Origin of the sequence: Brevibacillus nitrificans, assembly GCF_003710965.1 — a bacterium.
Lineage (GTDB): Bacteria > Bacillota > Bacilli > Brevibacillales > Brevibacillaceae > Brevibacillus > Brevibacillus centrosporus.
On the sequence record NZ_RHHU01000017.1, the window covers coordinates 323,557 to 348,188 of the forward strand.

The 24,632-nt window shown below is 51.2% G+C and carries 26 protein-coding genes; 23 read left to right on the forward strand and 3 right to left on the reverse strand.

Annotated elements, in window-relative coordinates; all coding sequences use genetic code 11:
• Positions 1-15 precede the first annotated feature (15 nt).
• The 13 genes from EDM59_RS24745 to EDM59_RS24805 all read left to right on the forward strand — a co-directional run bounded on the left by EDM59_RS24745 (position 16) and on the right by EDM59_RS24805 (position 12,747).
• The gene (locus EDM59_RS24745) at positions 16-1,461 is read left to right on the forward strand and encodes an aldehyde dehydrogenase family protein (RefSeq protein ID WP_122926050.1); all 1,446 of its coding nucleotides are present in this window, start codon (positions 16-18) and stop codon (positions 1,459-1,461) included.
• Positions 1,462-1,625: 164 nt separating this feature from the next.
• Positions 1,626-2,597, forward strand: coding sequence for a LysR family transcriptional regulator (locus EDM59_RS24750; RefSeq protein ID WP_122926051.1), 972 nt, complete (start codon positions 1,626-1,628; stop codon positions 2,595-2,597).
• A 105-nt stretch (positions 2,598-2,702) separates the two neighbouring features.
• Complete coding sequence (locus tag EDM59_RS24755) at positions 2,703-3,713, forward strand: amidohydrolase family protein (protein ID WP_122926052.1); 1,011 nt, start codon at positions 2,703-2,705, stop codon at positions 3,711-3,713.
• Between the two features lie 17 nt (positions 3,714-3,730).
• Positions 3,731-4,711 carry a DODA-type extradiol aromatic ring-opening family dioxygenase gene (locus tag EDM59_RS24760; RefSeq protein WP_122926053.1) on the forward strand — a complete coding sequence of 327 codons (981 nt, stop codon included), beginning with the start codon at positions 3,731-3,733 and terminating at the stop codon, positions 4,709-4,711.
• Between the two features lie 149 nt (positions 4,712-4,860).
• Entirely contained in the window at positions 4,861-5,985 is a 1,125-nt protein-coding gene (locus EDM59_RS24765) for an ABC transporter ATP-binding protein (protein WP_183193034.1), read from the forward strand.
• A complete protein-coding gene (locus EDM59_RS24770; protein WP_122926055.1) occupies positions 5,973-7,724 on the forward strand; it encodes an ABC transporter permease in 1,752 nt (583 codons plus the stop codon). The genes EDM59_RS24765 and EDM59_RS24770 overlap by 13 nt, the downstream gene beginning before the upstream one ends.
• An 18-nt stretch (positions 7,725-7,742) precedes the next feature.
• A complete protein-coding gene (locus EDM59_RS24775; RefSeq protein WP_122926056.1) occupies positions 7,743-8,423 on the forward strand; it encodes an RraA family protein in 681 nt (226 codons plus the stop codon).
• Positions 8,416-9,066 (forward strand): RraA family protein, encoded by a 651-nt coding sequence (locus tag EDM59_RS24780; protein ID WP_246011229.1) that lies wholly within the window; start codon positions 8,416-8,418, stop codon positions 9,064-9,066. Before EDM59_RS24775 ends, EDM59_RS24780 begins: the two co-directional genes overlap by 8 nt.
• Positions 9,067-9,105: 39 nt before the next feature.
• The gene (locus EDM59_RS24785) at positions 9,106-9,762 is read left to right on the forward strand and encodes a 4-carboxy-4-hydroxy-2-oxoadipate aldolase/oxaloacetate decarboxylase (RefSeq protein WP_122926058.1); all 657 of its coding nucleotides are present in this window, start codon (positions 9,106-9,108) and stop codon (positions 9,760-9,762) included.
• Positions 9,763-9,933: 171 nt separating this feature from the next.
• Positions 9,934-10,575, forward strand: coding sequence for a GntR family transcriptional regulator (locus tag EDM59_RS24790; protein WP_122926059.1), 642 nt, complete (start codon positions 9,934-9,936; stop codon positions 10,573-10,575).
• A 223-nt stretch (positions 10,576-10,798) separates the two neighbouring features.
• Positions 10,799-11,119: a hypothetical protein gene (locus EDM59_RS24795; protein WP_122926060.1), complete on the forward strand. Its 321-nt coding sequence runs from the start codon at positions 10,799-10,801 to the stop codon at positions 11,117-11,119.
• Between the two features lie 46 nt (positions 11,120-11,165).
• On the forward strand, positions 11,166-11,528 hold the full coding sequence (locus EDM59_RS24800) for a Rieske (2Fe-2S) protein (protein WP_122926061.1): 363 nt from the start codon (positions 11,166-11,168) through the stop codon (positions 11,526-11,528).
• A 13-nt stretch (positions 11,529-11,541) separates the two neighbouring features.
• Positions 11,542-12,747, forward strand: a complete 1,206-nt coding sequence (locus EDM59_RS24805; RefSeq protein WP_183193035.1) for an amidohydrolase family protein — start codon at positions 11,542-11,544, stop codon at positions 12,745-12,747.
• Between the two features lie 98 nt (positions 12,748-12,845).
• Here EDM59_RS24805 and EDM59_RS24810 read toward each other — a convergent pair whose 3' ends face one another.
• A complete protein-coding gene (locus tag EDM59_RS24810) occupies positions 12,846-13,934 on the reverse strand; it encodes a MarR family winged helix-turn-helix transcriptional regulator (RefSeq protein WP_122926063.1) in 1,089 nt (362 codons plus the stop codon).
• A gap of 245 nt (positions 13,935-14,179) precedes the next feature.
• Here EDM59_RS24810 and EDM59_RS24815 point away from each other — a divergent pair, with 245 nt between their 5' ends.
• The 3 genes from EDM59_RS24815 to EDM59_RS24825 all read left to right on the forward strand — a co-directional run bounded on the left by EDM59_RS24815 (position 14,180) and on the right by EDM59_RS24825 (position 17,302).
• Positions 14,180-15,655, forward strand: coding sequence for a 4-hydroxyphenylacetate 3-hydroxylase family protein (locus EDM59_RS24815; protein WP_122926064.1), 1,476 nt, complete (start codon positions 14,180-14,182; stop codon positions 15,653-15,655).
• Positions 15,656-15,674: 19 nt separating this feature from the next.
• Complete coding sequence (locus tag EDM59_RS24820; RefSeq protein WP_122926065.1) at positions 15,675-16,130, forward strand: flavin reductase family protein; 456 nt, start codon at positions 15,675-15,677, stop codon at positions 16,128-16,130.
• A gap of 173 nt (positions 16,131-16,303) precedes the next feature.
• The gene (locus EDM59_RS24825; protein ID WP_122926066.1) at positions 16,304-17,302 is read left to right on the forward strand and encodes an isocitrate lyase/PEP mutase family protein; all 999 of its coding nucleotides are present in this window, start codon (positions 16,304-16,306) and stop codon (positions 17,300-17,302) included.
• A gap of 83 nt (positions 17,303-17,385) precedes the next feature.
• Here the strand turns inward: EDM59_RS24825 and ilvD are convergent, their stop codons facing one another.
• The gene (gene ilvD / locus EDM59_RS24830; RefSeq protein WP_122926067.1) at positions 17,386-19,062 is read right to left on the reverse strand and encodes a dihydroxy-acid dehydratase; all 1,677 of its coding nucleotides are present in this window, start codon (positions 19,060-19,062) and stop codon (positions 17,386-17,388) included.
• A 220-nt stretch (positions 19,063-19,282) separates the two neighbouring features.
• On the opposite strand from ilvD, the gene EDM59_RS24835 reads away from it, so the two are divergent.
• Entirely contained in the window at positions 19,283-19,756 is a 474-nt protein-coding gene (locus EDM59_RS24835; protein ID WP_122926068.1) for a PaaI family thioesterase, read from the forward strand.
• Between the two features lie 73 nt (positions 19,757-19,829).
• Here the strand turns inward: EDM59_RS24835 and EDM59_RS24840 are convergent, their stop codons facing one another.
• Complete coding sequence (locus tag EDM59_RS24840; protein ID WP_122926069.1) at positions 19,830-20,207, reverse strand: hypothetical protein; 378 nt, start codon at positions 20,205-20,207, stop codon at positions 19,830-19,832.
• 118 nt (positions 20,208-20,325) lie between these two features.
• On the opposite strand from EDM59_RS24840, the gene EDM59_RS24845 reads away from it, so the two are divergent.
• The 6 genes from EDM59_RS24845 (at position 20,326) to EDM59_RS24870 (ending at position 24,535) form a co-directional block, all read left to right on the forward strand.
• Positions 20,326-21,102, forward strand: a complete 777-nt coding sequence (locus tag EDM59_RS24845; protein WP_122926070.1) for an inositol monophosphatase family protein — start codon at positions 20,326-20,328, stop codon at positions 21,100-21,102.
• 151 nt (positions 21,103-21,253) lie between these two features.
• Positions 21,254-21,703: a hypothetical protein gene (locus EDM59_RS24850; protein ID WP_122926071.1), complete on the forward strand. Its 450-nt coding sequence runs from the start codon at positions 21,254-21,256 to the stop codon at positions 21,701-21,703.
• Positions 21,704-21,714: 11 nt separating this feature from the next.
• Positions 21,715-21,999 (forward strand): hypothetical protein, encoded by a 285-nt coding sequence (locus EDM59_RS24855; protein ID WP_122926072.1) that lies wholly within the window; start codon positions 21,715-21,717, stop codon positions 21,997-21,999.
• Positions 22,000-22,011: 12 nt separating this feature from the next.
• Positions 22,012-23,253, forward strand: coding sequence for a glutathionylspermidine synthase family protein (locus EDM59_RS24860; RefSeq protein ID WP_122926073.1), 1,242 nt, complete (start codon positions 22,012-22,014; stop codon positions 23,251-23,253).
• A 19-nt stretch (positions 23,254-23,272) separates the two neighbouring features.
• Positions 23,273-23,710, forward strand: a complete 438-nt coding sequence (locus EDM59_RS24865) for a DUF350 domain-containing protein (protein ID WP_122926074.1) — start codon at positions 23,273-23,275, stop codon at positions 23,708-23,710.
• Positions 23,711-23,752: 42 nt separating this feature from the next.
• Entirely contained in the window at positions 23,753-24,535 is a 783-nt protein-coding gene (locus EDM59_RS24870; RefSeq protein WP_122926075.1) for a potassium channel family protein, read from the forward strand.
• The last annotated feature ends 97 nt before the right edge of the window (positions 24,536-24,632 follow it).

The following is a 24,632-nucleotide window of genomic DNA, read 5'->3' on the forward strand; positions in this document are numbered from 1 at the left end:
TGAGGGGAGTAAGACATGTCAACCTACAGAGTCGAATTGTTCATCAATCAGGAAGACGTAGCGACGGACAAGTATGCGGAAGTGCGTGATCCGGGAAAATTGACAGAAGTAGTCGGCACAGTGGCCCAAGGAAATGCAGAGCTGGTGGACAAAGCGGTACGCGCCGCTCATCAGGCGTATTTGTCCTGGCGAAATGTCAGCCTGCAGGAGCGAGCCGCTCTCTTGCTGAAAGCAGCCGATTTACTGGAGAAGGAAGCACCTGTCCTCGCACCGCTGCTCACGAGAGAATCCGGGATGATTCTGTCCAATTACCGGATGGAGATACCGGCTGCTGCGGAGGCGATTCGCACGACTGTAGAGCTTGCGGAAGCCTTTTTTGAGCCGGAGCAGATGCGGGATGCGCAGACCTTTGTCAGCGTAGAGAAACGACCTTTGGGGGTCATTGCGGCACTGACGCCGTGGAACGTACCGATGACCATCACGATGAACAAGCTGGCACCGATCCTCGTGACAGGCAACACGATTGTCATCAAGCCATCTCCTTTTTCCTGTCTCGCCGTAACGATTGCCTTGAAAAAGATGGCCGCCTTGTTCCCGCCTGGTGTCATCAATATCGTCCACGGGGAGGCAGATGTCGGCGTAGCCTTGACGACTCATCCGCTTGTCCGCAAGATTACACTCACCGGCGGAGGAAAAACGGCAACGGCTGTCATGAAGTCGGCCGCAGAATCGCTCAAGCGCGTGCATTTCGAGCTGGGAGGAAATGATCCGGCTATTCTTCTGGATGACGTCAATCTGGAAAAGGTCATTCCCCAGATCGCCCAGGGCAGCTTTGTCCGCTCGGGACAGGTCTGCGTTGCGACCAAGCGCGTGTACATCCCGAAAAAGCTGTATCAGGATGCGAGTGATCTGTTCGTGAAAACGGTTGATGCCTTCAAGATCGGCCACGGCCTGAACGAGCAGGCTACTTTTGGCCCAGTCAACAACCGCGGACAGTACCAGTTTGTGAAAGACCTGATCGCGCGGGCAAAGGAAAGCAAAGCGACGGTACTGGAATTAGGAACGAAGCTGGAACCGGAAAATTGGGAGAATGGGTATTACCTGCATCCAACTGTCGTACTCCATGCAGATCCGCAACAAGAGGTCGTCGTCACGGAGCAATTCGGTCCGATCATCCCGCTTGTTGCCTACGACACGGAGGAAGAGGTCATTCAACTGGCGAACGATACGGAATACGGCTTGGGTTCTTCTGTCTGGACTTCAGACGAAGAGCGAGGATTGCGCGTCGCCCGTCAGGTGGAGGCAGGGATGACAGGAATCAATGGACGGGTTCATTCATCCTTAGGGCAAAAATACGTCCCTTTTGGCGGAATCAAGCAAAGCGGTATGGGCTGGGAAAAGGCGAGCGCCGGGCTCATGGAGTTTGTCAATTTCCACGGAATCACCCTTCATTCCCGATAGACGAGCAAGCTGCATACGCAAGACCCGGTACCAGCAGGTGCGGGGTCTTCGCGTATTTTCACGATACGCACAGTAGATATCGTAGAAATATTGACAATAGGAAAATAGATACTTTATAAATAAAGAGACTATTTAGAAAAATAGGAAACTTTCATGGGGGTTTCATGAAAAAGGAGATGGGATCGGGTTTGGAATATCAACAGTTGGCATCGTTTGTCGAGGTTGCGAAGCTTCTCAACTTTTCCAAGGCAGCGGACAATCTTCACATCACGCAGTCGACGATGAGCGCCCGTATTCAAAAGCTGGAGCAGGAGCTGGGTGTGCCGTTGTTCATTCGACTGGGCAAGTCGATTCGCCTGAGCAAATACGGTGAGACGATGCTGCCATATGCCTTGCAAAGCATCCAAGCCATGCAAAAGGGGATCAAAAAAATTCAAGAGCAAAAGTCTGACCTGTCGCGAAGATTGACATTCAGTGCGGCCAATCCATTTGCTGCCATTTTTTTGCCGCATATTTTGACAGCCCTGCATACCCGTGTACCTGAAATCAGTATTCAGGTGCTGAGGAACACAGGCTACTCCGAAGAGATGTATAAAATGGTGATGGATTCCCAGATTCACATGGCCTTTATCAATGACAGTACCGATCCGATGGTCTACAACGAGGAAAATCCAGTCACCATGATTCCGCTCTACGAAGATGATTTTGTTTTGGTCACCCGACCCGATCATCCCCTGACAGCACGGGGGGCGGTTTCCTTTTCTGAACTGCAGCCTTACCAAATTTTGTTTATGGGTCAAAAAACATCCATTTCCAAACACATGTCCCATATTTTAGAAAACAACCTGGTGAAGAAGGATGGGATGGTGGAAATCAACAGCATACCAGGGATCAAAGAAATGCTGAAAAAGACCGACATGATCACGTTCTTTCCTCGCCTCGTCGTCCGCGATGACCTGAAGAGTCAGGAATTGACGGAGGTGCCTCTTGTGCAGCCGGTTCGATCCTTCGTCACCTACTTGGCCTGCCAGCACAATGAGGTGGAACCGCATCTGCTGCAGGTGATCAAGGAAACCGTAGAAGCTACGGTGAATGATCTGCAGCTTCCCTGCAAGATGCTTTTTGCCAACGCTTGACCGAAATATCGATAACCTCGATGGCTATATCTAAACTAGCAATTGGACGGTTCTTCCTTTATCCGGTAGCTTTAAACTATAAAGAGCGTAGGAGGTAAGGAGAACATGATTATCGATATTCACGGGCACGTGGTTGCTCCACCAGAGCTTTATGCCTATCAGGCCTCTCTTTTGGCGAGCAGAGGCGCACATGGAAGAGGCAAAGTGAACGTCAGCGATGAAAAGCTGATGAACGCGGTATGGGGCAGCCGACAGGGAGAGAAAAAGACCCATATCGAGCTGCTGAATGAAGTCGGCACGGATATGCAGTTCGTTTCACCCCGGCCGTTTCACGCGATGCACTCTGCCAAGCCGGAAAAGATCGTCCATTGGTACACAGAGGAAGCGAACAATCTGATTGCGCGGGTCTGCAAGCTGTTCCCGAACCGCTTTCTGGGGATTGCCGGGCTGCCGCAAAATGCGGAAGTGAGTCCGAAAAACGCGATCCCTGAAATGGAGCGCTGCATCAAGGAGCTAGGCTTCGTAGGCGTTATGCTGAATCCGGATCCAAACGAAGGTGTAGGAACACCGCCGCCAGGACTTGGCGATGAGTACTGGTATCCGATTTACGAGAAAGCGGTAGAGCTGGATGTTCCCATCCTGATCCACTCGGCAAGCTGCCAGTCCCATCGCGAGAGCTACAGCCTGCACTTTATCAACGAAGAAACGATCGCCGTGATTTCTCTGCTTAACTCAAAAGTGTTCGAAGTTTTCCCAACATTAAAAATTGTCATTTCCCATGCTGGCGGCGCTGTGCCGTATCAGATCGGACGTTTCATGGCAGGCCGCTATCGCACGGGCGCCGAGCCGTTTGAAGAGAGCATCCGCAAGCTGTATTTTGACACCTGCCTGTACACGAAGGATTCGCTGGAGCTGCTGTTCAAAACGGTTGGCGTCGATCGCTGCATGTTTGGGACAGAGAATCCTGGGACAGGTTCTGCCATCAATCCAAACACCGGGATGTACATGGATAATACCAAGCCTGTAATTGAAAGCATCGAATGGCTGAGCGAAACGGACAAGAAGATGATTTTCAGTGAAACGGCAATCAAGGTCTACAATTTAAAACGATCGTAGAGAAGGAGGAATGAACCGTGGCGAATATCGTTTTGGGAGTAGCGACCTCGCACAGCCCCCAGCTCAGTACTCCAACCGACCAGTGGCATTTACATGTAGACCGCGATCAGATGAAAAAAGATCTGCATTTTCGTGGGAACGTTTACAGTTATCAGGAGCTGCATGATTTGAGAAAGGCAGAAGGGCTTGAAAAGGAAGTCAGTGAAGAGAAATGGCAGGAGCGGTACGATCAGTGGGAAGTGCGAATGGCAGAGGTGCAAAAAAAACTGCTGGAAGCTTCCCCGGATATCCTCGTTGTCATCGGAGACGACCAACGAGAGCTGTTCCTGGATGATGGGATGCCGACTTTCTCCGTTTTCTGGGGCGAGCAAGTGCAGGTGATTCCTCACGAAGGCCTGCATCCTTCCTTGGAAGCCGCACGCTGGTCCAACTTCGGGGAGCAAGTAGAGACGTATCAAACAGAACCGGCGCTTGGCAAACACATTGTCGAGCAAATGATGCGCGACGGCTTCGATGTAGCACAGCTGACGCGGCAGGCGGAAGGACGCGGAATCGGTCACTCCTTTATCTTCACGAAGCATCGCTTGATGAAAGAGGATTTGAACATCCCCATGGTACCCATCATGATCAACACGTATTTTCCGCCAAACCAGCCTACCACCAGCCGCTGCTATTCATTTGGGAAGGCTTTGGGAAAGGCAATCCGATCCTGGGACAGCGATAAACGAGTAGCGATTGTAGCCTCAGGCGGACTCAGCCACTTTGTCGTAGACGAAAGCCTGGATCGTCTTGCGTTGGAAGGGCTGCAAAAGCAGGATGAAGCGCTGCTTGCTTCCATTCCAGAAAACCAAATGACCTCCGGAACCTCCGAAATCAAAAACTGGGTTGCGGCTGCAGGGGCATTGGAGGACAAACAGATGACTTTGCTCGATTACATCCCTGCTTATCGGACAGAAGCGGGAACAGGATGCGGAATGGCATTTGCCTGGTGGGAATGAAACGCGTCTTTTGTACACGGATCATGGCAAAAGACGGACTCTTGGCAGTCCGTCTTTTTTTACACAAATTCAGAATGAATAAAAGCGAAAAATTTTGTAAGCGGTAACAGCCGAATGTAATGAAAAAACATGCTTGGAGGAAATCGACAATGACAGCCGCCTCTCTACTCAGGTTTGAACACGTTAGCAAATCGTATGGGGATAATCAGATCGTGAAGGACTTGTCGATTGACATCAAAGACGGTGAATTCGTTGCCATATTAGGTCCGAGTGGATGCGGGAAAACGACGAGTCTGCGGATGATCGCTGGACTGGAGCCCTGTAATGGCGGAGAGATCATGTACCAGGGAAAAGTGCTCGATTCTCCTGAGCGCGGCGTTTTTGTTCCACCTGATAAACGGGGCATGGGTATGGTGTTCCAGTCCTATGCGATTTGGCCGCATATGACCGTCTTTGAGAATGTCGCCTATCCGCTTAAGCTCCGCAAAACCTCTAAGGACAAGATCAAGGAACAGGTTGCCAAAATCCTGGATATCGTCGGATTGGGGGAGATGGCTGAACGCAAGGCGACCCAGCTCAGCGGAGGGCAGCAGCAACGTGTGGCACTGGCACGCAGTCTCGTTTTTCAGCCGAAGATTCTCCTCTTGGATGAGCCGTTCAGTAATCTGGATGCCAAATTGCGCGAACAAATGCGTATCGAAGTCAAGCTGCTCCAGCAACGGCTGGGGATTACGGTCATTTTTGTCACACATGATCAAGTGGAGGCTTTGAGCCTAGCGGATCGAATCATTATGATGCACAAAGGAAATGTAGAGCAGGAAGGCACTCCGCAGGAAATCTACGAACGGCCACAGACACCGTTTGTTCGTGACTTTCTGGGGAAGACCATCATGCTGGAAGCAAAAATCGAAGAGGTCTTGCCAAACGGCGATCTCGAGGTCGTCAAAGGAGGAGCGACAGAAGTCAGGCTGCGCACACACAATCACTTTTTCCGGACACCGCGTGTGGGCGAACGCTGTCTGATCGCTGCCCGATCCGAGGATGTGACGGTTCTGCCAGCGGACAGCGGAGAGGCGGGGACCACGGGGGAAAATGAGCTTTGCTTTTATGGATCGATTCGAACACTGCTTTTCATTGGCGATCAATATGAAGCCTTGCTCGAACTGAATGGTGGGGAACGAGTCCACCTCCTGATTCCCAAGAGCTACCAATGGTATGAAGGACAGTCTATCATCCTGCGATTTACCCGGGAGGTGAGTGTATGGCCAGAGTAGAAGTAGCGCCAACCGTTCGAGAGAAGGTGAAAAAGCGCCCAAGCCCGATTTGGAGAGAGTATTTTCAAGGGAAGAATCTGATCTATACGATTGTTTCTCTCGGAGTCGTGTTTGTCGTTCTCTATCCTGTTCTGCTCTTGTTCATCAACAGCTTCAAAGAAGGGGCATTTGGACAGGAGACGGGGTGGGGACTGGCAAACTGGAAACTCGCCCTATCGGAGCCCGACTTGCTCTCTGCCTTGGGGAATACACTTGGTTTGACCGCAGTGCAGCAGTCGATCGCAATCGTCGTAGGAATCTTGCTGGCGTGGCTCATTGCGCGGACAGATCTTCCGGGAAGAGACTGGATCGAATTTGGCTTCTGGGTGACGTTTTTTATTCCCACGCTCCCGATGACACAGGCCTGGATCCTTCTGTTAGACCCGGATCGGGGATTGATCAACAATTTGTTCGCCGCCATTCCGTTTCTCAGCTGGCTGAAATTCGATATTTTCAGCTGGTGGGGCATCGTCTGGGTGCATCTGGTGACGACGACAGTTGCGATCAAGGTCATGATGCTGACTCCAGCATTCCGCAACATGGACAGCTCGTTGGAGGAAGCTTCACGAGTCCATGGAGCGACAAATTTTGCCACACTCGTGAGAATCGTCGCACCGATTATGGCTCCCGCTATTCTCGTTGTGCTGCTGATGGGCATTATTCGTTCGCTGGAGGCGTTCGAAGTCGAGCTGATTTTGGGCAGTCCGCAGCACATTGATGTTTTCAGTACGAAAATCTATCGATTGATCAGCCAGTCTTCCCCTGAATACGGGGCAGCTACCGCATTAGGCTCTTCCGTACTCGTTTTGCTGCTCCCGCTCATTCTGTTCCAGCAGTGGGTGAGTCAACGGGGGACGTACGCGACGGTTAGCGGAAAATTCAAATCCGTTCCCTATCGTCTTGGAAAGCTTCGTTGGCCGATCTTTGCCGTCGTACTTCTTTTGGTCCTGATGATGACGATTCTGCCACTGTCGGCATTGTTAGTCGGAACATTCATGAAATTGTTTGGGTTTTTCACGATCGCCGATCCATTTACCCTTAATCACTGGAAGCAGGTCATTAGCCGTCCCGATTTGATCCAAGGGCTGACAAACACGCTGATCCTTTGCTTTAGCACTGGAATATTGGCGATGTTTTTGTACTCGGTCATTGCCTATATCGTCGTTCGCACGAAGTACAGGGCGAGAGGGTTTCTGGATTTCACGGTGTGGCTGCCGTCCACGCTGCCAGGAATTGTCGTCAGCTTGGGAATGCTGTGGCTGTTCCTCAGCTTTCCGCTCTTTCAGCCTTTATATGGAACGATCTTTATATTAATTTTGGCGATTGTGCTCGCAGCCGTAACGACGGGAACGCAGGTCCTCAAGTCCAATCTGACCCAGCTCGGGAATGAACTGGAGGAAGCGTCTTGGGTACACGGCGCGTCCTGGTGGTATACCTATCGCCGAATCATTCTGCCTTTGATCGCGCCAGCTATGGCCGTCGTCGGGATTTTCGGATTCTCGGTTGCGGCGAGGTCGACCAGTATCGTGGTTCTGCTGTCTACGAGTGAAACGCGGCCGCTCTCCGTTTTGCAGCTGAGCTACATGGGAGATGGCAGCTATGAAGCAGCATCGGTAGTCGGTGTGATCATCCTGTTTTTAACCATTGGCGTCGCGCTGGTTGCCCGGATCTTCGGGCTCAAGCTCGGTGTCGGCAAATAAGGAACGGAGGGAAAAGGAATGGCTGAGCATACATGGATAGAGAGACTTTCCAAGCTCGATTCCTGCGCAGTTTCAGATGCGATGGAAAAAGTGGGGCTGAGAGGGGCTGTACTCGGGATTCGGCCGATGTGGTCCTGCGAGCGAATCGTAGGACGTGCGGTCACGATTAAAATCAAACCGGTCGGACTTGTACGCCCGACCCAGCATTTGTGCACACCAGCGATTGAAGCGGCACAGCAAGGAGACGTTTTGGTGATCGATAATGCCGGACGCGTCGATGTAGCGACATGGGGCGGGATCCTGACGTACGCAGCCAAAGTGAAAGGCATTGCAGGTGTGGTCATTGATGGAGCCTGCCGTGATCTCGATGAAAGCCGCGAGCACGAGTTCCCTGTCTTTGCACGCACCGCCGTTCCCGTAACGGCTCGGGGACGAATCATGCAGGAAGCTTTTAATGAAGAAATCCAGTGCGGCGGTGTGAGTGTCAGCGCGGGAGATTTGGTGATCGCGGACAGGAGTGGCGTCGTGCTTGTGCCGGCCGCAAAAGCCGAGGAAGTACTGACTGCAGCGGAAGCTATCGCAGCACGTGAAAAACGCATGCAGGAAGAGATTTCCAAGGGGCGGTCCGTCGTAGAGGTCATGGAGAGTATGCAATACGAAGCCATGAATGTGGCAGAGGGGGAATCCCAGCGTGGATAAAGTCATCGAAGCATTCAAAGCGCTCTCCATCGCAGCAGTATCGGACGCCATGGACCGGCTCGGGATTCATGGGGCGTGTGTCGGGATTGCTCCGGTGCAATACGGCTATCAAATGGTCGGGCGCGCCTACACGGTGCAATATTTGCCTGTTTCCTTGGAGAAAGGAACGGTGGGCGATTACATCGACGAGGTCAAAGCAGGCGAGGTCGTCGTTCTGGACAATGCCGGGCGTCTGGATTGTACCGTCTGGGGCGATATTTTAACATCCGTCTCCCATATAAACGGAATCGCAGGTACTGTCATTCACGGTGTTTGTCGTGATGTGAAATGCAGTCTGGAATTGAAGTACCCCATTTTTAGCCGAGGAAAGTTCATGCGCACCGGGAAGGATCGCGTGGATGCGGTTGCTTTTCAGGTCCCAGTTTCTCTCGGAGATGTACAGGTGCGCCCAGGAGACATCGTGTACGGATCGGATGATGGAGTTCTCGTTATTCCCCAGGAAAAGGAGGCAGAGATTTTGGCTGTCGCTCAGATGATCGAGGAAAAGGAAGAGGGCATTCGCGCAGAGGTGTTAAAAGGAACGCCTTTAAAAGAAGCAAGGGAAAAGTACGGCTATCATCAGCTGCAAACAAAAACGGTCTAATCATAAATAGAAGAAACTAGGGGCGAGAGGGGCAAGAGTATGTCCAGGATCAGAACGCAGATTGAACGGCCGGACCAGGAAATTGTTCGTATGGCTGCGCAGTTTTCCGCTGCTACCCTGTTGGAGGCAGGAGGGAAGAAAGGAGCCTTGCCATCCGGCATAAAACCACTCGGCCCATCGATGAAAATTTGTGGTCCAGCTGTGACGGTCAGTTCCCCTCCAAAGGATAACATCATGCTGCACGAGGCGATCATCGCAGCCCAGCCCGGGGACGTACTGATTGCAGAGGTGGCGAATGTCTATGAGGCTGGGTATTGGGGTGACATTATGACCCATGCGGCAGTGCAAAAAGGGATACAGGGATTGGTAATCGATGGCTGCGCGCGCGATGGCGCAGATATTCGGCAAATCGGCTTTCCTGTATTTTCTCGAGGACTCTGCATTCAGGGGACAGGGAAAAACGGTGGAGGTACGATTAATCACGCCATCGTCATCGGAGAGGTGACAATCGAGCCGGGAGATCTCGTTGTAGGTGACGGGGATGGCGTAGTAGTGATTCCACGACACGAGATCGAGGAGGTTCTAAGCCGCGCACAGCAGCGGGAGGAAGAGGAAGAGCGAGTGCGTCAGCTGCTGCGTGAAGGGAAGACGACGATGGAGATTTACGGCTGGAAGTCAGAGCTGCTGCCCTCCTGATGAAAGCGTGTTGCGGCGAGCCTGTGAATGGGAGATTCACAGGCTTTTTCCCGTGTGCAAAAACGTTCTTACCATTCAAAAATTTCTGGTTGACTTTTCCAATTTATCGAAGTACATTTTTGTTATACGATATTGTTTAACAATCTAATCTGTAGAGATGGGGTATATGCGGTGAGTAGACAAACGGAAACCGCTTATCAGTTTATGAAGGAGAAGATCTTTGACGGGACGTTCAGACCTTCGCAAAAACTGATTGAAAGCCAACTGGCGGAACTGATTGGCGTAAGCAGAAATACGGTTCAAAAAGCGCTCTTGAAACTGGAGCAGGAAAATCTGGTCGAGATCGAAACGAACAAAGGTGCAACCATCAAGGCCTACACCCTAGATGAGATCATACATTACCTGGAAATTCTCGATGTACTGGAAAGCTTGGTCGTCAAAAATGCCACCCATCATCTTGCTGCAGACGACATGCAGCAGCTGGAGACGACGGTCCTGCAAATGGAAAAATGTCTGGATCAAAATCAGCTGGATGAATACACCAGCCTTAGCATGAGCTTTCGGGAAATTATCTACAAGGCCGCGAAGAATCAAAAAGCAGTCGAATTGATCCGGGGCATTCGTTCGCCTCTTCGCCGCTATCAGCTGCGTACGATGCTGCTTCCTGGCATTAAGGAAAGCTCGATCAAAGAGCACCGCAAAATCTACGATGCTCTGCAGAAGCGTGACGAGCAGGCAGTAGAGTTAGCCGTGCGTTCCGATTTGGCGATGGTCAGAGAAAGCTTCCTGCAAAACTATCAGCTGCTGCTCTAGTAGCAGCACGTAGGAATGTGGCCCAGCGATGGCCTGCGTTCGTTTATGGAGTACCTCCTTGCATGCAAGGGGTTCTTTTTTTTTCAAATTCAAAATTGTATGAACAATTAGTTGACAGACAAAAAAGGGACACGTATAATTCAGATTAACAGCAATATTGATCAACAATATTGTCCAATAATGATGAACGACATAAATAAGAATATGGAGGTGTTCCGCTATCATGAGCGTACCAGTCGATCAGTTGGGCACAAATGGGGCAGAGCGAGTCAAACAGCTCATCCAGCTCTTGGGTGAGGGAGAGAGAAACGGTCTTTGGGACCAATTGGATATCAAGGATTTGCAAGCGCTTTCTGAAATTGCGATTAAACTGTATGGCTATCGGGTGGAAAAGCATTTGACGACCGTGCAGAACGCAGAGCCGTTTATGCCGGTACCCAAACACAATACCGTTCCGGATACAGAGGCCATGATGTTTATCAACGGTTTGATGGAAACCAAGCATATCGAGCTGTTCGAGCTGCAAATGTTCAAAAATTTCTGATTCAAAACAAAGAATGAAAATCCTATAAGAAAGAAGGGGACAAGGGATGGAGCACTACGTATGTGAGCAAACCGAGCTGGAAGAAAGAAAGATGTACTATGTAGCCTTGGAAGGATTGGAGATCGGCGTCATTTTGGTGAATGACCAAATCCACGCGATTGAAAATACCTGCCCTCATTTTGAAGGGCCAGTCTGTTTAGGAAACGTGTCGGAGCGGGTGCGTATGAGAATGGACGAGAACCGCATGAGCGAAGGAGACTATCACTCGAAAGAAGAGGTAAACGTCGTCTGTCCATGGCACGGTTTTGAATTCGATATCAAATCGGGAGAGTGCATCGCGGATCCCCAGTTCGTTTTGCGCAAGTTCAACCCGCAAGTAAAAGATGGCAAAGTATACATCACCATTTAGGGAGGGAATCGCGATGAAAATCGATTTAAGCCTGGAAAAGAATTTTTTGGATAATGCCGAAAAGCAAGCGCTGGCAAGAGGTCTCTACGACATTCCGATTGTTGATGCCGACTGTCATTACATGGGCACTCCGATGAACGTCATCGCTGAATACGTGGAGGAGCCTTACCGCAGCCGCCTACGGGTACATAGCAATGGATCTAAGCACATTTACGTCGACTTAGGCGACCGCACGATGGCAGGACGGATGAAAAGCATTCCGCTGTTTGTAAGAAGCAAGCTGCCAGAAGGCGAAATCATGCCAAAGGAAATCTACCCGCTCCTGCAGAGCAGCCAAAAGATGGCGATCGACTACAACATTGTATTCCCGACCGACCTGCTGACACTTGGCGTGCATCCTGACTCGGAGATCGAGGTGGCGATCGCGTACGGCTTTGCCCGCTGGATGACGGAAGAGATTTTGCCACAAAACGATGCGATCAAAACGATGCTCTATCTGCCTTTCTCCAACCCGGATGCCTGTGTGAAGATCGTCAAAGAGTTCGGCGGAAAAAAAGGCGTAGTCGGCTTCCTGGTGACCAGCCTGCGTTATCAGCCTGCTCATCACAACTCCTACATGCCACTGTATAAATTGCTGGAGGATTTGGGGCAGCCGCTCGCTTTCCATACCGTTTCCCACTGGATGGAGCGGCCTTTCCAACAGCTGAACCGGTTCCTGTCTGCCCATGCGCTAGGCTTCCCGCTGTACAACATGATCCAGGCGACCAACCTGATTATCAACGGCATTCCGGAGCGTTTCCCCGATCTGAAGTTCATCTTCATCGAAGCGGGTGTCTCCTGGATTCCGTTCCTGATGATGCGTCTGGATACGGATTATCTGTATCGCCAGTCGGATGCCCCGTTCCTGACGAAAAAACCGAGCGAGTACATGAAGAATTTCTACTTTACTTCGCAGCCGTTGGAATATACGGACAACATGGGAATGATGAAAGAGATCTTCAATATGTTTGATGCGGAAAATCAGCTGCTCTATGCGTCCGACTACCCGCACCAGGACTTCGATACGCCTGCGTCGATCTACGATATTCCATTCCTGAGCGAGACGGCGAAGAGAAAAATTTTGGGGGAGAATGCCCTGAAGTTCTTCAATATTACCAATCCTGTTTTGCACGCCAAGATTCGCAGGGAAGAGGCACTGGCTGCTGCCGCCCGAAAATAAGGAAAAAGGTCCAAAGCTCTCGAATTCGAGGGCTTTTTTCGTCTTCACACCTTGTCTCTTTTGAGGAGAAATAAAAAAAGTAGACCCAAAAGACAAGTCTACTCCTCTGCTTTTTCTTTTCCTTGCAAGTTGGCGAGCAGTTTGAAAAGCAGCTGTAACAGCTTTTCCTGCTCCTCCTCATTTAGACCGTCAAACACCCACTTTTGCTTGTCCCAGTAATCCTGCAGTTGACTCGGTATGAAAGTCTTTGCCTGATCCGTTAATTGGACGAGCGAGCTTCTCCGATCGGTAGGATCTTTCATGCGCTGTACATAGCCATCCTGCTCCAGTCCATCGATTAGCTTGGTAATATTCGTTTTCGTCACGTTTTTTTGCTGACTGATTTCCGTCATCGACAAGTTCTGTCCTTTGGAGCGGAACAAGAGGAGGAGCGTAGAAAACTTGGCGTGGCTAAGCCCCATTTCCATCGTGTGCTTGTTCAACTGGAAAATAGCAAGATTGTAGGCGCGTGCAAGTAGGATCGACAAGGCCGCAGAGGACCTGTGAATGCCTGGGGTCGCGGTCTGATAGGAATCGAGTATGCTGTCCATCATTCGTTTTACCTGAGCAGCAACCTCTGTCAAGCTCAGTTTCTCCACCGAAGCGTCTTCGGCGGACTTATCCTGCAGAGCGGCTATCAGATGGCAAAGCAGCGTCAGGAGCTCTTCCTGCTCTTCACCGGAAAGTCCGTCAAACATCCATTGTTGCCGGTCCCAGTACGCCTGTAGCTGTTGGTGGATGAGGTCTATTCCTTTGGCAGTCAAATGAATCAGAGCGCTACGGCGATCATTCGGATCTTTGTGACGCTCCACCAGCTGGTCCTTTTCCAGAGCGTCGACGAGGTTGGTGATATTCGTTCGCGTAACATGCTTTTGCTGGCTGATTTCGGTCATCGTCAGCTGCTGATCGCGTGTGCGAAAAAGAAGAAGCAGCGTAGAAAACTTGACGTGGGTCAAACCGTAGGAAAGCGTGTGTTTATTGAGAAGGGCGATGGACAGCTGATGGCTTCGGGAGATCAGGATCGGCAGCAAGGCGGGAGTGCGATGGATGCCGGGCGAAACCGTTTCATACGTGTCCAAATTCGCATTCATTTTGCGCTGTAGCTCGAAAACGGATTGGAGCAGCTCATCATGGGCCATTTGGTACATGTGGTTTCCTACCTTTGCTTAGATTGTAAACAGGTTTACCATTATCGACATCGTAACACAGGATGGTACCAGTGAACAATTAGAAGAGTGATTGTAAACAAAAATTTCTGAATAATTGTTCAATCCTGTATTGACAGTCGAATCCACCTTCGCTAAGATAAAACTAAATTAGTAAACCTATTCACTATTAATTTGTTCACTAAATTCATGGTGCTTGCCGCCATTCCTGTAGGAGGGAGCTTTGAATGGGTATTCGGACTGGACAACAATACAAAGAGGGATTGCGTTCCCCTCGAGAGGTGTATATCAACGGTGAACGAGTGACAGATGTCACGCAGTACCCGGCATTTCGCCGGCCGATTGAGGCGATCGCCAAGCTGTACGATATGAAGCACGATCCGCGACACCAAGCGACGCTGACTTTTCCTTCTCCCACCACGGGGGACTTGTGCGACATCTGTTTCATGCCTCCCAAAAATGCGGAAGAGCTGGGGAAAAAGACAGCGGCTTACAAGCTGTTTGCCAAATCAACCTACGGCGTCATGGGGCGCTCACCGGAGTTTATGAATGCGCACATTATGGGCATTGCCGAGAGCTCCAAATTTTTTGGCAAGTGGGGTCAACAGTTTGAGGACAATATGAACCGCTATTTTGAATACGTGCGGGAAAACGATCTTTTCCTCACACATGCATTGGGAACACCACAGATTGACCGCTCCAAGGCATCGCATGAGCAGCGTGATTTGTTCCTGCATTTGGGCGTGAAGGAAGAAACAGAAGAAGGCATTATCGTACGTGGCGCCAAACAGCTGGCGACGATGGGCCCGATCACAGATGAGCTTTTGGTCTTTCCAAATGGCCGTGCCTTCAAAGAAGGGGATGAGCGCTACTGCATGGCGTTTGCGATCCCAGTTTCGACACCTGGGCTGAAAATGCTTTGCCGCCAGCCGTTCGTGCCAAATGACGATCGAAACGTATACGATCATCCTTTCAGCAGCCGCTTTGAAGAAAACGATGCGATGGTGGTTTTCGATGATGTCCTGGTGCCATGGGAGAGAGTCTTTTTCTACAACAATATCGAGGCTGCCAACACGATGCGCTTCAATGCAGACGTCTCGATCCATGCGACTCATCAGGCGACAGTGCGCAAGCTGGTGAAATTCGGTATGGCAGCAGCCATCGCAAGCAAGCTGACTGATTCGGTCAAAACGAATGTGTTCCCACAAGTTGCTGAGCGTGTCGGGATTATCATCGCGATGCTGAAGTCACACGAGTCCGCCCTGTTCGCTGCGGAACAATGCGGCGAGTACAATGACAACGGCAACTGGAGACCGAACAAAGACTTCTTGGAAGCCCAAAACATTTTGTACTCCAAGAACAACGAAGTCATCGTAGACCTCATCAAGCAAATGGGTGCCGCCGGGCTGATGCTGACCCCATCCGGCAGCGACTTCTTCGGGCCGGAAAGCGAGAATTTCCAATACTACTTCAGCGGAGCCAACAGTGACGGCTTCCATCGCGTACAAATCGCCAAAATGGCCTGGGATTTCTTCGGAGATGCAGCGACGCAGCGACTGCTGCACTACGAGCGCTTCTACATCGGGGATCCGATGTTCTACGCGGCGGGCTACTCCAACCGGGCGAACATCCGCGAATGGCTGGATTTGACCGACGAACTGCTGGCACAGGGGCGGGAACAGTTTTCTGCGAAGGTACAATAATAGAGGGGTGGGAAACCAAATGGATCCACGCGAGTTGCGCAACACATTCGGGAGATTTGCCACAGGTGTCACCGTTGTTACCTTTCAGGACGGAGAGGCAGCTGGCGGACTTACCGTCAATTCATTTACCTCTGTGTCTATCGATCCCCCACTGATTCTGGTGTCGATCGATCGCAGAGCACGCTCCCACGATGCTTTGCTCCAGCAGCCCTTTGTTGTGAACATATTGGCTGCCGATCAAGAAGCGATCGCGTGGCAGTTCGCAGGAAGACCTCAGCCTGACCTCCAAATTGGGTGGGAAGAGACAGAAGCAGGACCTAGATTGACTGGAACGCTGGCTCATCTGGAATGTGAGCCATGGCAAGCGTACGATGGGGGAGATCACACGCTGATTGTCGGCAAAGTAACCAAATACGCTTACGAGCAAGGAGAAGCACTGGGCTTTTACTGTGGAAAATTCCATAAAGTTGGTTAGCGATCGAAAAGGGGAAAAGCGGGCAGCAGCTGTCTGCTTTTTTCTTTTGCCAAAGGGTGTACAGACGTCGATCCTATCGACCACGCCGATAGACATATGGAAAGTTTGATTTGGACGTTTCCCTTTTTTTACAGTACGATTTTGGCAAGATAGAGAGAAAGGAATAAAAACAGATGAATCGAGAACAGAAAAAACGGCTTACCGACCAGAGTAAAAGAGAGAAATTTCGGGAAATCCTGCAACGAGAGCAGTTGACGGTGATGCCAGGAGGATTTAGTCCGCTGTATGCACGGGTGGCAGAGGAAGCGGGCTTTGAGACTTTCTTTCTGGCGGGTTCACAGCTGTCCGCATTCCTCTACGGGGTGCCCGATTCCGGCATTATCGGCTTGCGTGACCTGGTAGATCACGCGCGTCACATGGCTGCTCGGACGGATATTCCTATCTTTATCGATGCAGATACGGGCTTTGGCAATGCGGTCAATGTTCATTTTGCCGTGGAGGAATGTATCCGTGCCGGGGTAGCTGGCCTGCAGATCGAAGACCAGGAGGCCCCGAAAAAATCGGGAACGAAATCTGGCCGAAGATGCATTCCCATCGAGGAGGCAGTCGGCAAATATCAAGCGGCTGTAGCCGCGCGTGATGCGCTCGACCCGTCCTTTGTGATTTGTGCACGCTGTGATGCCATAGGCGCAGAGAACGGTGGCTTTGAAGCAGCTTTGGAACGATGTAATGCCTATGTGAGGGAGGGGGGTGTCGATTTCATCTGGTTAAATTCTGTGCAAACACGCGCCGAGCTAAAGCGTGCCTGTAAGGAGATAGCTGCCCCCATCCTGACAATCTGGGGGGGAGAGGAGCCGGCGCCGACTTTGGAGGAATTTGCTCAGTTGGGCGTTCGGATCGCCTTGTTCCCTACGCTGGCTGCATCAGCAGGATTGCAGGCAGCTTGGCAGGTTCTCCATAGCTTTCGGAATCATGGGTCAGATGCGCTGTTGGAGTGGGGCGCGAGTGTAGGGAACAGCCCGTGGGGACGAGCCTATTTAGATGAATTGGTCGGATCTTCCCAGGTTCGTGAGTTGGAGGAGCTGTACTTGCCCGTGAGCAGTCGCAGAAATTATGAAAGCACTTGGGGGCATCACGATGCTCTCTCCGGTGTGTTGCAGCGAATAGAGTAATCAGGTGCCCGAACCAGCAAAAACCCCCTTACAAAGCGTAAGGGGGTTTGTCTGTTCACTTGGATCGGCGGCCTCGTGTGAAACTAGAATTTCAGCACAGCACCGTTGCTTGCGTTGGTTACCATTTTGGAGTAGCGAGCCAGGTAACCGGTTTTCACTTTTGGTTCAAACTCCTTCCAGCCTTCTGCACGGCGAGCCAGTTCAGCTTCGTCTACATGCAGCTGGATGGAGCGGTCTTCCAGATCGATGGAGATGATGTCGCCGTCTTGTACGAAAGCGATAGGGCCGCCTTCAGCAGCTTCTGGGGACACGTGACCGATACTGATTCCGCGGGAAGCGCCGGAGAAACGTCCGTCCGTGACGAGTGCCACTTCTTTCCCCAGTCCCATACCCACGATTTGCGAGGTAGGTGCCAGCATTTCCGGCATACCTGGACCGCCTTTTGGTCCTTCGTAGCGGATGATCACGACATGGCCGGATTTGATTTTGCCGGAAGCGATACCTTCCAGTGCTTCTTCCTGCGAGTCGAAGCAGATCGCCGGACCTTCATGGCGTTTGATGGAAGGATCGACACCACCGGTTTTGATGATGGAGCCTTTCTCCGCCAGGTTACCGAACAGGACGGACAGACCGCCGGATTCGCTGTACGGGTTTTCCAGACGACGGATGACTTTGTCGTCTTTGATGTCCGCTTCGGCGATATTTTCCGCCAAGGTTTTACCCGTTACGGTGATGCGGTCAGGGTGGATCGCACCTGCCTTGCGGGAGATTTCCTTCAGTACGGCAGAAACGCCGCCTGCTTCATGGCAATCCTCGATGTGGTAGTCAGAGGATGGAGCCAGCTTGCAAATATGGGGAACGCGTTTTGCTACTTCGTTGATGCGCTCGATCGGGTATTCAAAGCCAGCTTCCTGTGCGATGGCCAAGGTATGGAGAACGGTATTGGTGGAACCGCCCATCGCCATGTCCAGAGCAAAAGCGTCGTCGATCGCTTCGAGAGTCACGATGTCGCGAGGCTTGATGTCTTGTTCGATCAGATGCTTCAATTTTTCAGCAGAGGATTTCACCAGCTCTTTGCGCTCTGGAGAAACGGCGAGAACCGTACCGTTGCCTGGGAGAGCGAGACCGATTGCTTCCAAGAGGCAGTTCATCGAGTTGGCCGTGAACATACCGGAACAGGAACCGCAAGTAGGGCAGCCGTATTGCTCCAGCTCTTCTAGCTGTTTGTCGTCGATCAGACCGGCTTGGTGGGCACCTACGCCTTCAAATACGGAGGACAGGGAGATCGAGCGTCCATCGCTGGTTTTCCCTGCTTTCATCGGGCCGCCAGTTACGAATACGGTCGGGATGTTGACGCGCAGTGCACCCATGATCATACCAGGAGTGATTTTGTCACAGTTCGGGATACAGATCATACCGTCGAACCAGTGAGCAGCTACTACGGTTTCCAAGCTGTCTGCGATGATCTCGCGGCTAGGCAGCGAGTAGCGCATACCGATGTGACCCATGGCGATTCCGTCGTCTACACCGATGGTATTGAATTCAAAAGGAACCATTCCAGCAGCACGAACCGCTTCTTTTACGATTTTTCCGAATTCTTGGAGATGCACGTGACCTGGAATGATGTCGATGTAAGAGTTGCAGATGGCGATAAACGGTTTGTCGAAATCCTCATCCTTTACACCTGCTGCGCGCAGCAAGCTGCGGTGAGGAGCGCGGTCGAAACCTTTTTTGATCATATCACTACGTTGTCTTGCCAATTGAAAAACTCCCTTCCATATAGATGAAACCTGTCTTTTTGTTTTGAACTATCTTAACACTTTTCTATTAATAGAAACAACCGTAAAAGTCTGAACATTTGCTCAGAGTTGCGCTCGTACAACTTTGAAAAACCCTGTGATAATCACACGTGCAATAGAATTATGGACGGGTTTGGGCTACAATAAAGAAATTGAGATTATTTTTCTTGGAGTGAACAAAATGATAGAAGAGCTAAAAAACGTCTGGGAGGAAGGCAGCGAGGAAGAGCAGGAAATCTTGAGACTCGCCCTCCAAGCCATTCGCCAAAAACGAGAGCGCAACAGCTCTTTTATATCGGGCTTCCTCGGCTTGAAGGGGGAGCTAGTGGATGAACGCACGTATCGTTTTCACATTCCGATCACCGTGTTCATGCACAACTCGAGTGGAGCCGTTCATGGCGGTTTGTTGGCTACTCTCGTTGATTCGGTGATGGGCTCGCTCGTCAATCGGTCGTTGTCGCCGGAAGAATACGCGGTGACAACCGAGCTGAAGATGAACTACCTGCGCCCGGGAAAGGGAGAAACGCTGCGAGCTGAAGCGACTTTCCTGCATCGTGGGCAGACACTGGTCGTGATGGAAGCCAGCGTATATGATGATCGGAACAAACGAGTGGCACATGGTACCGGAACATTTATGGTTTTGAAACGTCCGTAAGTAAAAAAACGCAAAAAAACCTCTGTGCACAAAGAACGTGAGAGAGGCTTTTTCGTGGGTAGGGTAAGCAGAATCATTTGATGGAGACAAGCCCGCTGTATTGCGAAATATACGCGAGCAGCTTGGATGAGAGTGGCACGATAAACTCCATGTTTTCCCTCTCGACGATCCCCGAGCGAGAGATGACGCGGGCCCATTTGACGACAAGCTTGTAGTAGTCAGAGCCAAAGGTGGAGTGAATCGTCTCGCTTTGATAGCGAAAGGAAACAGGAGCTGTGTCCAGCTTGACCGGAACCATGCTCACGATGTCATGCAAGAATAAATGGTATGTCGTGTGTGGTTTGAAGAATACCAGTTCCTTGCTTGTGACGGAGCAACCGAGGCTGGTGTTCATTTGTGAGAATTTGAGCTCGCCTTCCATGTTCTTTAGGCGGATGAAGTCGCTGTTCATGGTTGTTCCCCCTCCTGTCAGTAAGTCGGAAATGGGTGTCTCTCTATCATAGTAAGGTGCAAGACTACAGTGCAAGTGAAAACAATGGAATGGAAGAGAAAAGAAGGAGATGGAGTCCATGCTGGAAATTGCCAAGCAGGCAGCAAAAGTAGCGGGGGAGTACCTTCAAGGACGGTTTTTGGAGCAGCTCGTGCCAGATGAAGAGCTGCACAACGATGTCAAATTGCCCGAGGACAAAGAAAGCGAGCGGCGGATCATTGAGGTGATTCACGGTCATTTTCCTACCCATACCATCTTCTCGGAAGAAGTGGGCATGGTATCCCGCGATGAAGAGTATTTATGGATCGTAGACCCGCTGGATGGGACGAATAATTATTTTATCGGCTTCCCGTATTTCTCTGTGTCGATTGCTTTGCAGCACAAAGGGGAGCTCGTCCTGGGCGTTGTCTACAACCCAGTGGCAGGTCAGATGTTTTGGGCGGAGAAAGGAAAAGGCGCGTATTTAAATGGTAAGCGGCTGTCCGTCAATGACCGGACCGATTTGACCCGGGCCGTGGGAACCTATATTCGCGGAAGAAACACGGTGACAAAAGAACAGGAGCTCGATTTCACCAAGCCGTTTATGATAAACACGAAGCGCCTGCTGCGCAACGTAGCTCCGGCGCTGGATTGGTGCCTGCTGGCGAACGGCTGGCTGGACTACGTCGTCATGCAGCGTTCGGGGATCATGGATGTCGCCGCCGGAATCGTCATTGCGCAGGAAGCTGGAGCGACCATCACGGACTGGGAAGGCAGCTCGTATCAGCACGAGCCGTTTACCCAAGAGGGCTTTCGCTCCTTGCTGGCGAGCAATGGACACTTGCATGAAACCATTCGCGGCTTGATCGAGGAATAGACGACAGCCCATCGCTCTTGGCAAGATCCGGCAGCAGCAATTCGATGATTGCTGAACTGCCGGTTTTTTCATTCGGGAAAATTGGGAAACCATTATTTCCCTAATCCGTATAACTGGATTGTCTGTAAGATGGAAAGCTGAGGTGAAAAAGATGGCACGCTTGGAATACCGATTGCTGGATGAAGCAAATGGTTATCCGGTACTGTTCTATTATGAGCGAATTGACAAGGATGAGGTCTCCCTGCGATTTGCTTGCGATTATCTGGTCAAAGGGCACGTTGTGTATGAGAAGACCTCTTGCGCAGTCGAGCCCAGCTGCTATGTTGTGTACGTCAAGCGTTCGACGGAGGAACAGGCAGTCGATTATGCACACACAGCGTCAGCTCGCTGGGGGAGCATACAAATCGAGCTCAGGCATTTTCGGGAAGGGACAACGACATATCCACTGGTGCATACCTTTTATTGCAAGGATGATGACGATGCCTTACTCTACCTGCAGAGCGATTATTTGATGCACGACGGTCAGGAGTGGGAAAAGACTTCGGCCGAAGTGGATGAAGACAGGCGCGTATACGTGTATTATGCGCAGCCAACGTTGTAGGAGGAAAAAAGATGGCTCAAACCAAGACAGCCAAGATGGTCGGCTTGTTCGTGGCTGCTGCATTGACCGTCACGGGATGCTCCTCGTCGTCAGATTATGAGGACGATTGCTATGATGACGACAACGATGGATATTGTGACGACGGCGGCCGTTCCGGCGGCAGCTCGTCTACGTACTATCGCTCGGGCACAAGCAAGTACAAAAGCAGCTCAACCGGGGTAAGCAGTGGCTCCTCCGGGTTCAGCTCCAGCAGCTCCAAGGGTGGAATTGGCAGCTCTGGCACAAGCTCCGGGTAATGAGGGATGACGATGGAAAAAGGGACGCAATCAGAGCGGGAACAGTTATACGGACCGATGCGAGAGGAAGGCATTTTTACCTGGGACAGGATGTACGGAGAAGAGTATGCGCTGGCGGACATTCATCTCATTTCGAGAACGCTTCGTGACGAGCTGGCTCGTGCGACGAGCGGATTAGGCGCTGTCTTTACAAAGGTTGTCCCGGTGCTGCAGCAGGCAGAGGATGCTCTCCTGCTTGATTTGGGTGTACCGGAGCAGGCGCTGCAGGCTGTTCGCAAAGCAGTATTGCCTGACATGCCAACAGCGATTGGACGCTTCGACTTTGCGCAGACGTCTGAAGGCTTGAAAATGCTGGAGTGCAACAGCGATACGCCGACGGGTATTGTAGAAGCGTTTTACGTAAACGCGCAAGCCTGTCGCTTTTATCAGCATGAGGACCCCAACGCTGGCATGGATTTGCATTTCGCGTCTGCCTTTGAAAAGCTGCTCCGGGCGTATCGCAAGCACGGATATTCCACTGAGCAGATCTGGTTCAGCTCACTGGATTGGCACGAGGAGGACAAAGGGACTACCCAGTATCTCCTCAGTCAATCGGGGCTCTCTGCCAGGTTCGCCGCGCTGGAGCAGCTTCGTGTCTGGAACGATCGATTGTATGCGCAGGATGGAGATCATTTGCGTCCTGTCGATCTTCTTTATCGGCTGCATGCGCTGGAAAAGCTGGCAGAGGAGCGCGATGAAGACGGCTATCCCACAGGTGCACATGTCCTCTCGCTGATCGCGGATCAAAAGCTCGCTATTATCAACCCGCCAAGTGCCTTTTTAATCCAGACCAAAGCGTTACAGGCACTCATCTGGAGTCTGCACGAGGAAGGGGAGTTTTTCGATCGCGACGAGCAGGACTTGATCGCCACCTACATGCTTCCTACCTATTTTGAAAACCGTTTTCTAGGAGAATCCGACTACGTCACCAAGCCTGTTTTTGGACGGGAGGGCGGGGGAGTCACTCTCTTTGATGCAGCGGGAGAAATCGTGGACAAAGACCAGGAGGACAGCTATTGGGAGCAGCCCATGATTTATCAGAAGCGGGTAGAGCTGCCCAGGATTACGGTGAAGACCGAGGGTGGCGCTTGCGATGGGCGGCTGCTGTGGGGCTCGTTCTGGATTGGCGGGCACGCTTCTGCCATCGTCGCTCGTGTCGGTGGACCTATTACGAATAACATGTCCTACTATTTGCCGGTAGGGCTAGAAGGATAGCGAGGGGGAGATAAACGTCATGGATTCGCAGTTCGGTTATTTATTGAATTTCCTTACGTATTTGGTTGTGACACTTCCGATTTTGGCCTTGGGCATTTTCGTATTTACCTGGACGACTCCCTATAAGGAGTTCGAGCTGATCAAAAACGGCTCCCAGACGGATGACCCGAAAAAAGTGGCGGCGGCAAAAGCGGCCGCGCACGATTTGGGCGGAAAGATCATCGGCCTTGCAATCGTGCTCGCTTCGGCGGTCTATCATTCCGTGAGCTTGTGGGATCTCGTCATCTGGGGAATCGTCGGCATGGTATTTCAAGTGCTGGTCTTTTACCTCTTTGAATGGATTACACCGTTTAAGGTGGTTTCGGAGATTCCGAATGGCAACGTATCTGTGGGCATCTTTGCATCTCGGTTGAGCATCGCAGCCGGTCTTCTGATGGCTGCCCTTATCAGCTACTAGCGAATGTAAGTCATACGGTGCTTGGCCGGGGGAGGAGTCTGTTTGTTCTGGCGTGTGATTTACGAAATCTTTGTGATCATGCTTGTCATTACCTATGCGATTCTGTTATCCGCAGACTTTTCCGTTCACCCGCTGCTGACAGATGAGCTGATGAATCTAGTGGATGCGGGACTCATCACGTTTTTGATCGTGGAGTACCTGGTCCGCTTGTGGAGGGCAAAGGACAAGCGCAAATTTGTCATCAGCAACTGGTTCGATCTTGTAGCTATGATACCTTTCGATCATTATTTTTATTTGGCGAGATTCATGCGGATCATGAGGCTGGTTCGCATTTTGAAAGCTTCTCCCTTTTTGTGGAGCGTCGTGCAGTCCGGCTCTATGCGCCGGGTCTTCGGCATCGTCTCGATGATCATGCTGTGGAGCTCACTGGCGATCTACCTGCTTGAATACGGCGTGAACGACAATATCACGAGCTTTGGGGATGCACTCTGGTGGTCTGTTGTCACGACGACGACAGTGGGGTACGGCGACATTTCGCCTGTTACGCCAGGGGGACGCATCATGGCGACCATTCTGATGCTGACAGGGATTGGGATGCTGGGCGCCCTCACCGCCAATTTTGCTACCCATTGGACACAGCTGCATGATCACAGAGCGGGAGCGAAGCAGGATCGAGTCACCGACGAAATGAAAAAGCAAGTGATCGGACATATTCAAACGATGGAAGAGCTGACGGAGGAAGAATACGAGTCATTGAAAGAGACCGTAGATTTGTTATACCGTCGCTGCAGGAAAAAAGAGAATCAGAACAAAGATAGCCGCTGAGTGTTTGCTTGGCGGTTTTTTCTTTTCCCTGGATACGTAAAGTACCAGGAAGAGGAGGCTATATTAGGCAGAAATATCAATTTTTCATTGACGAAGG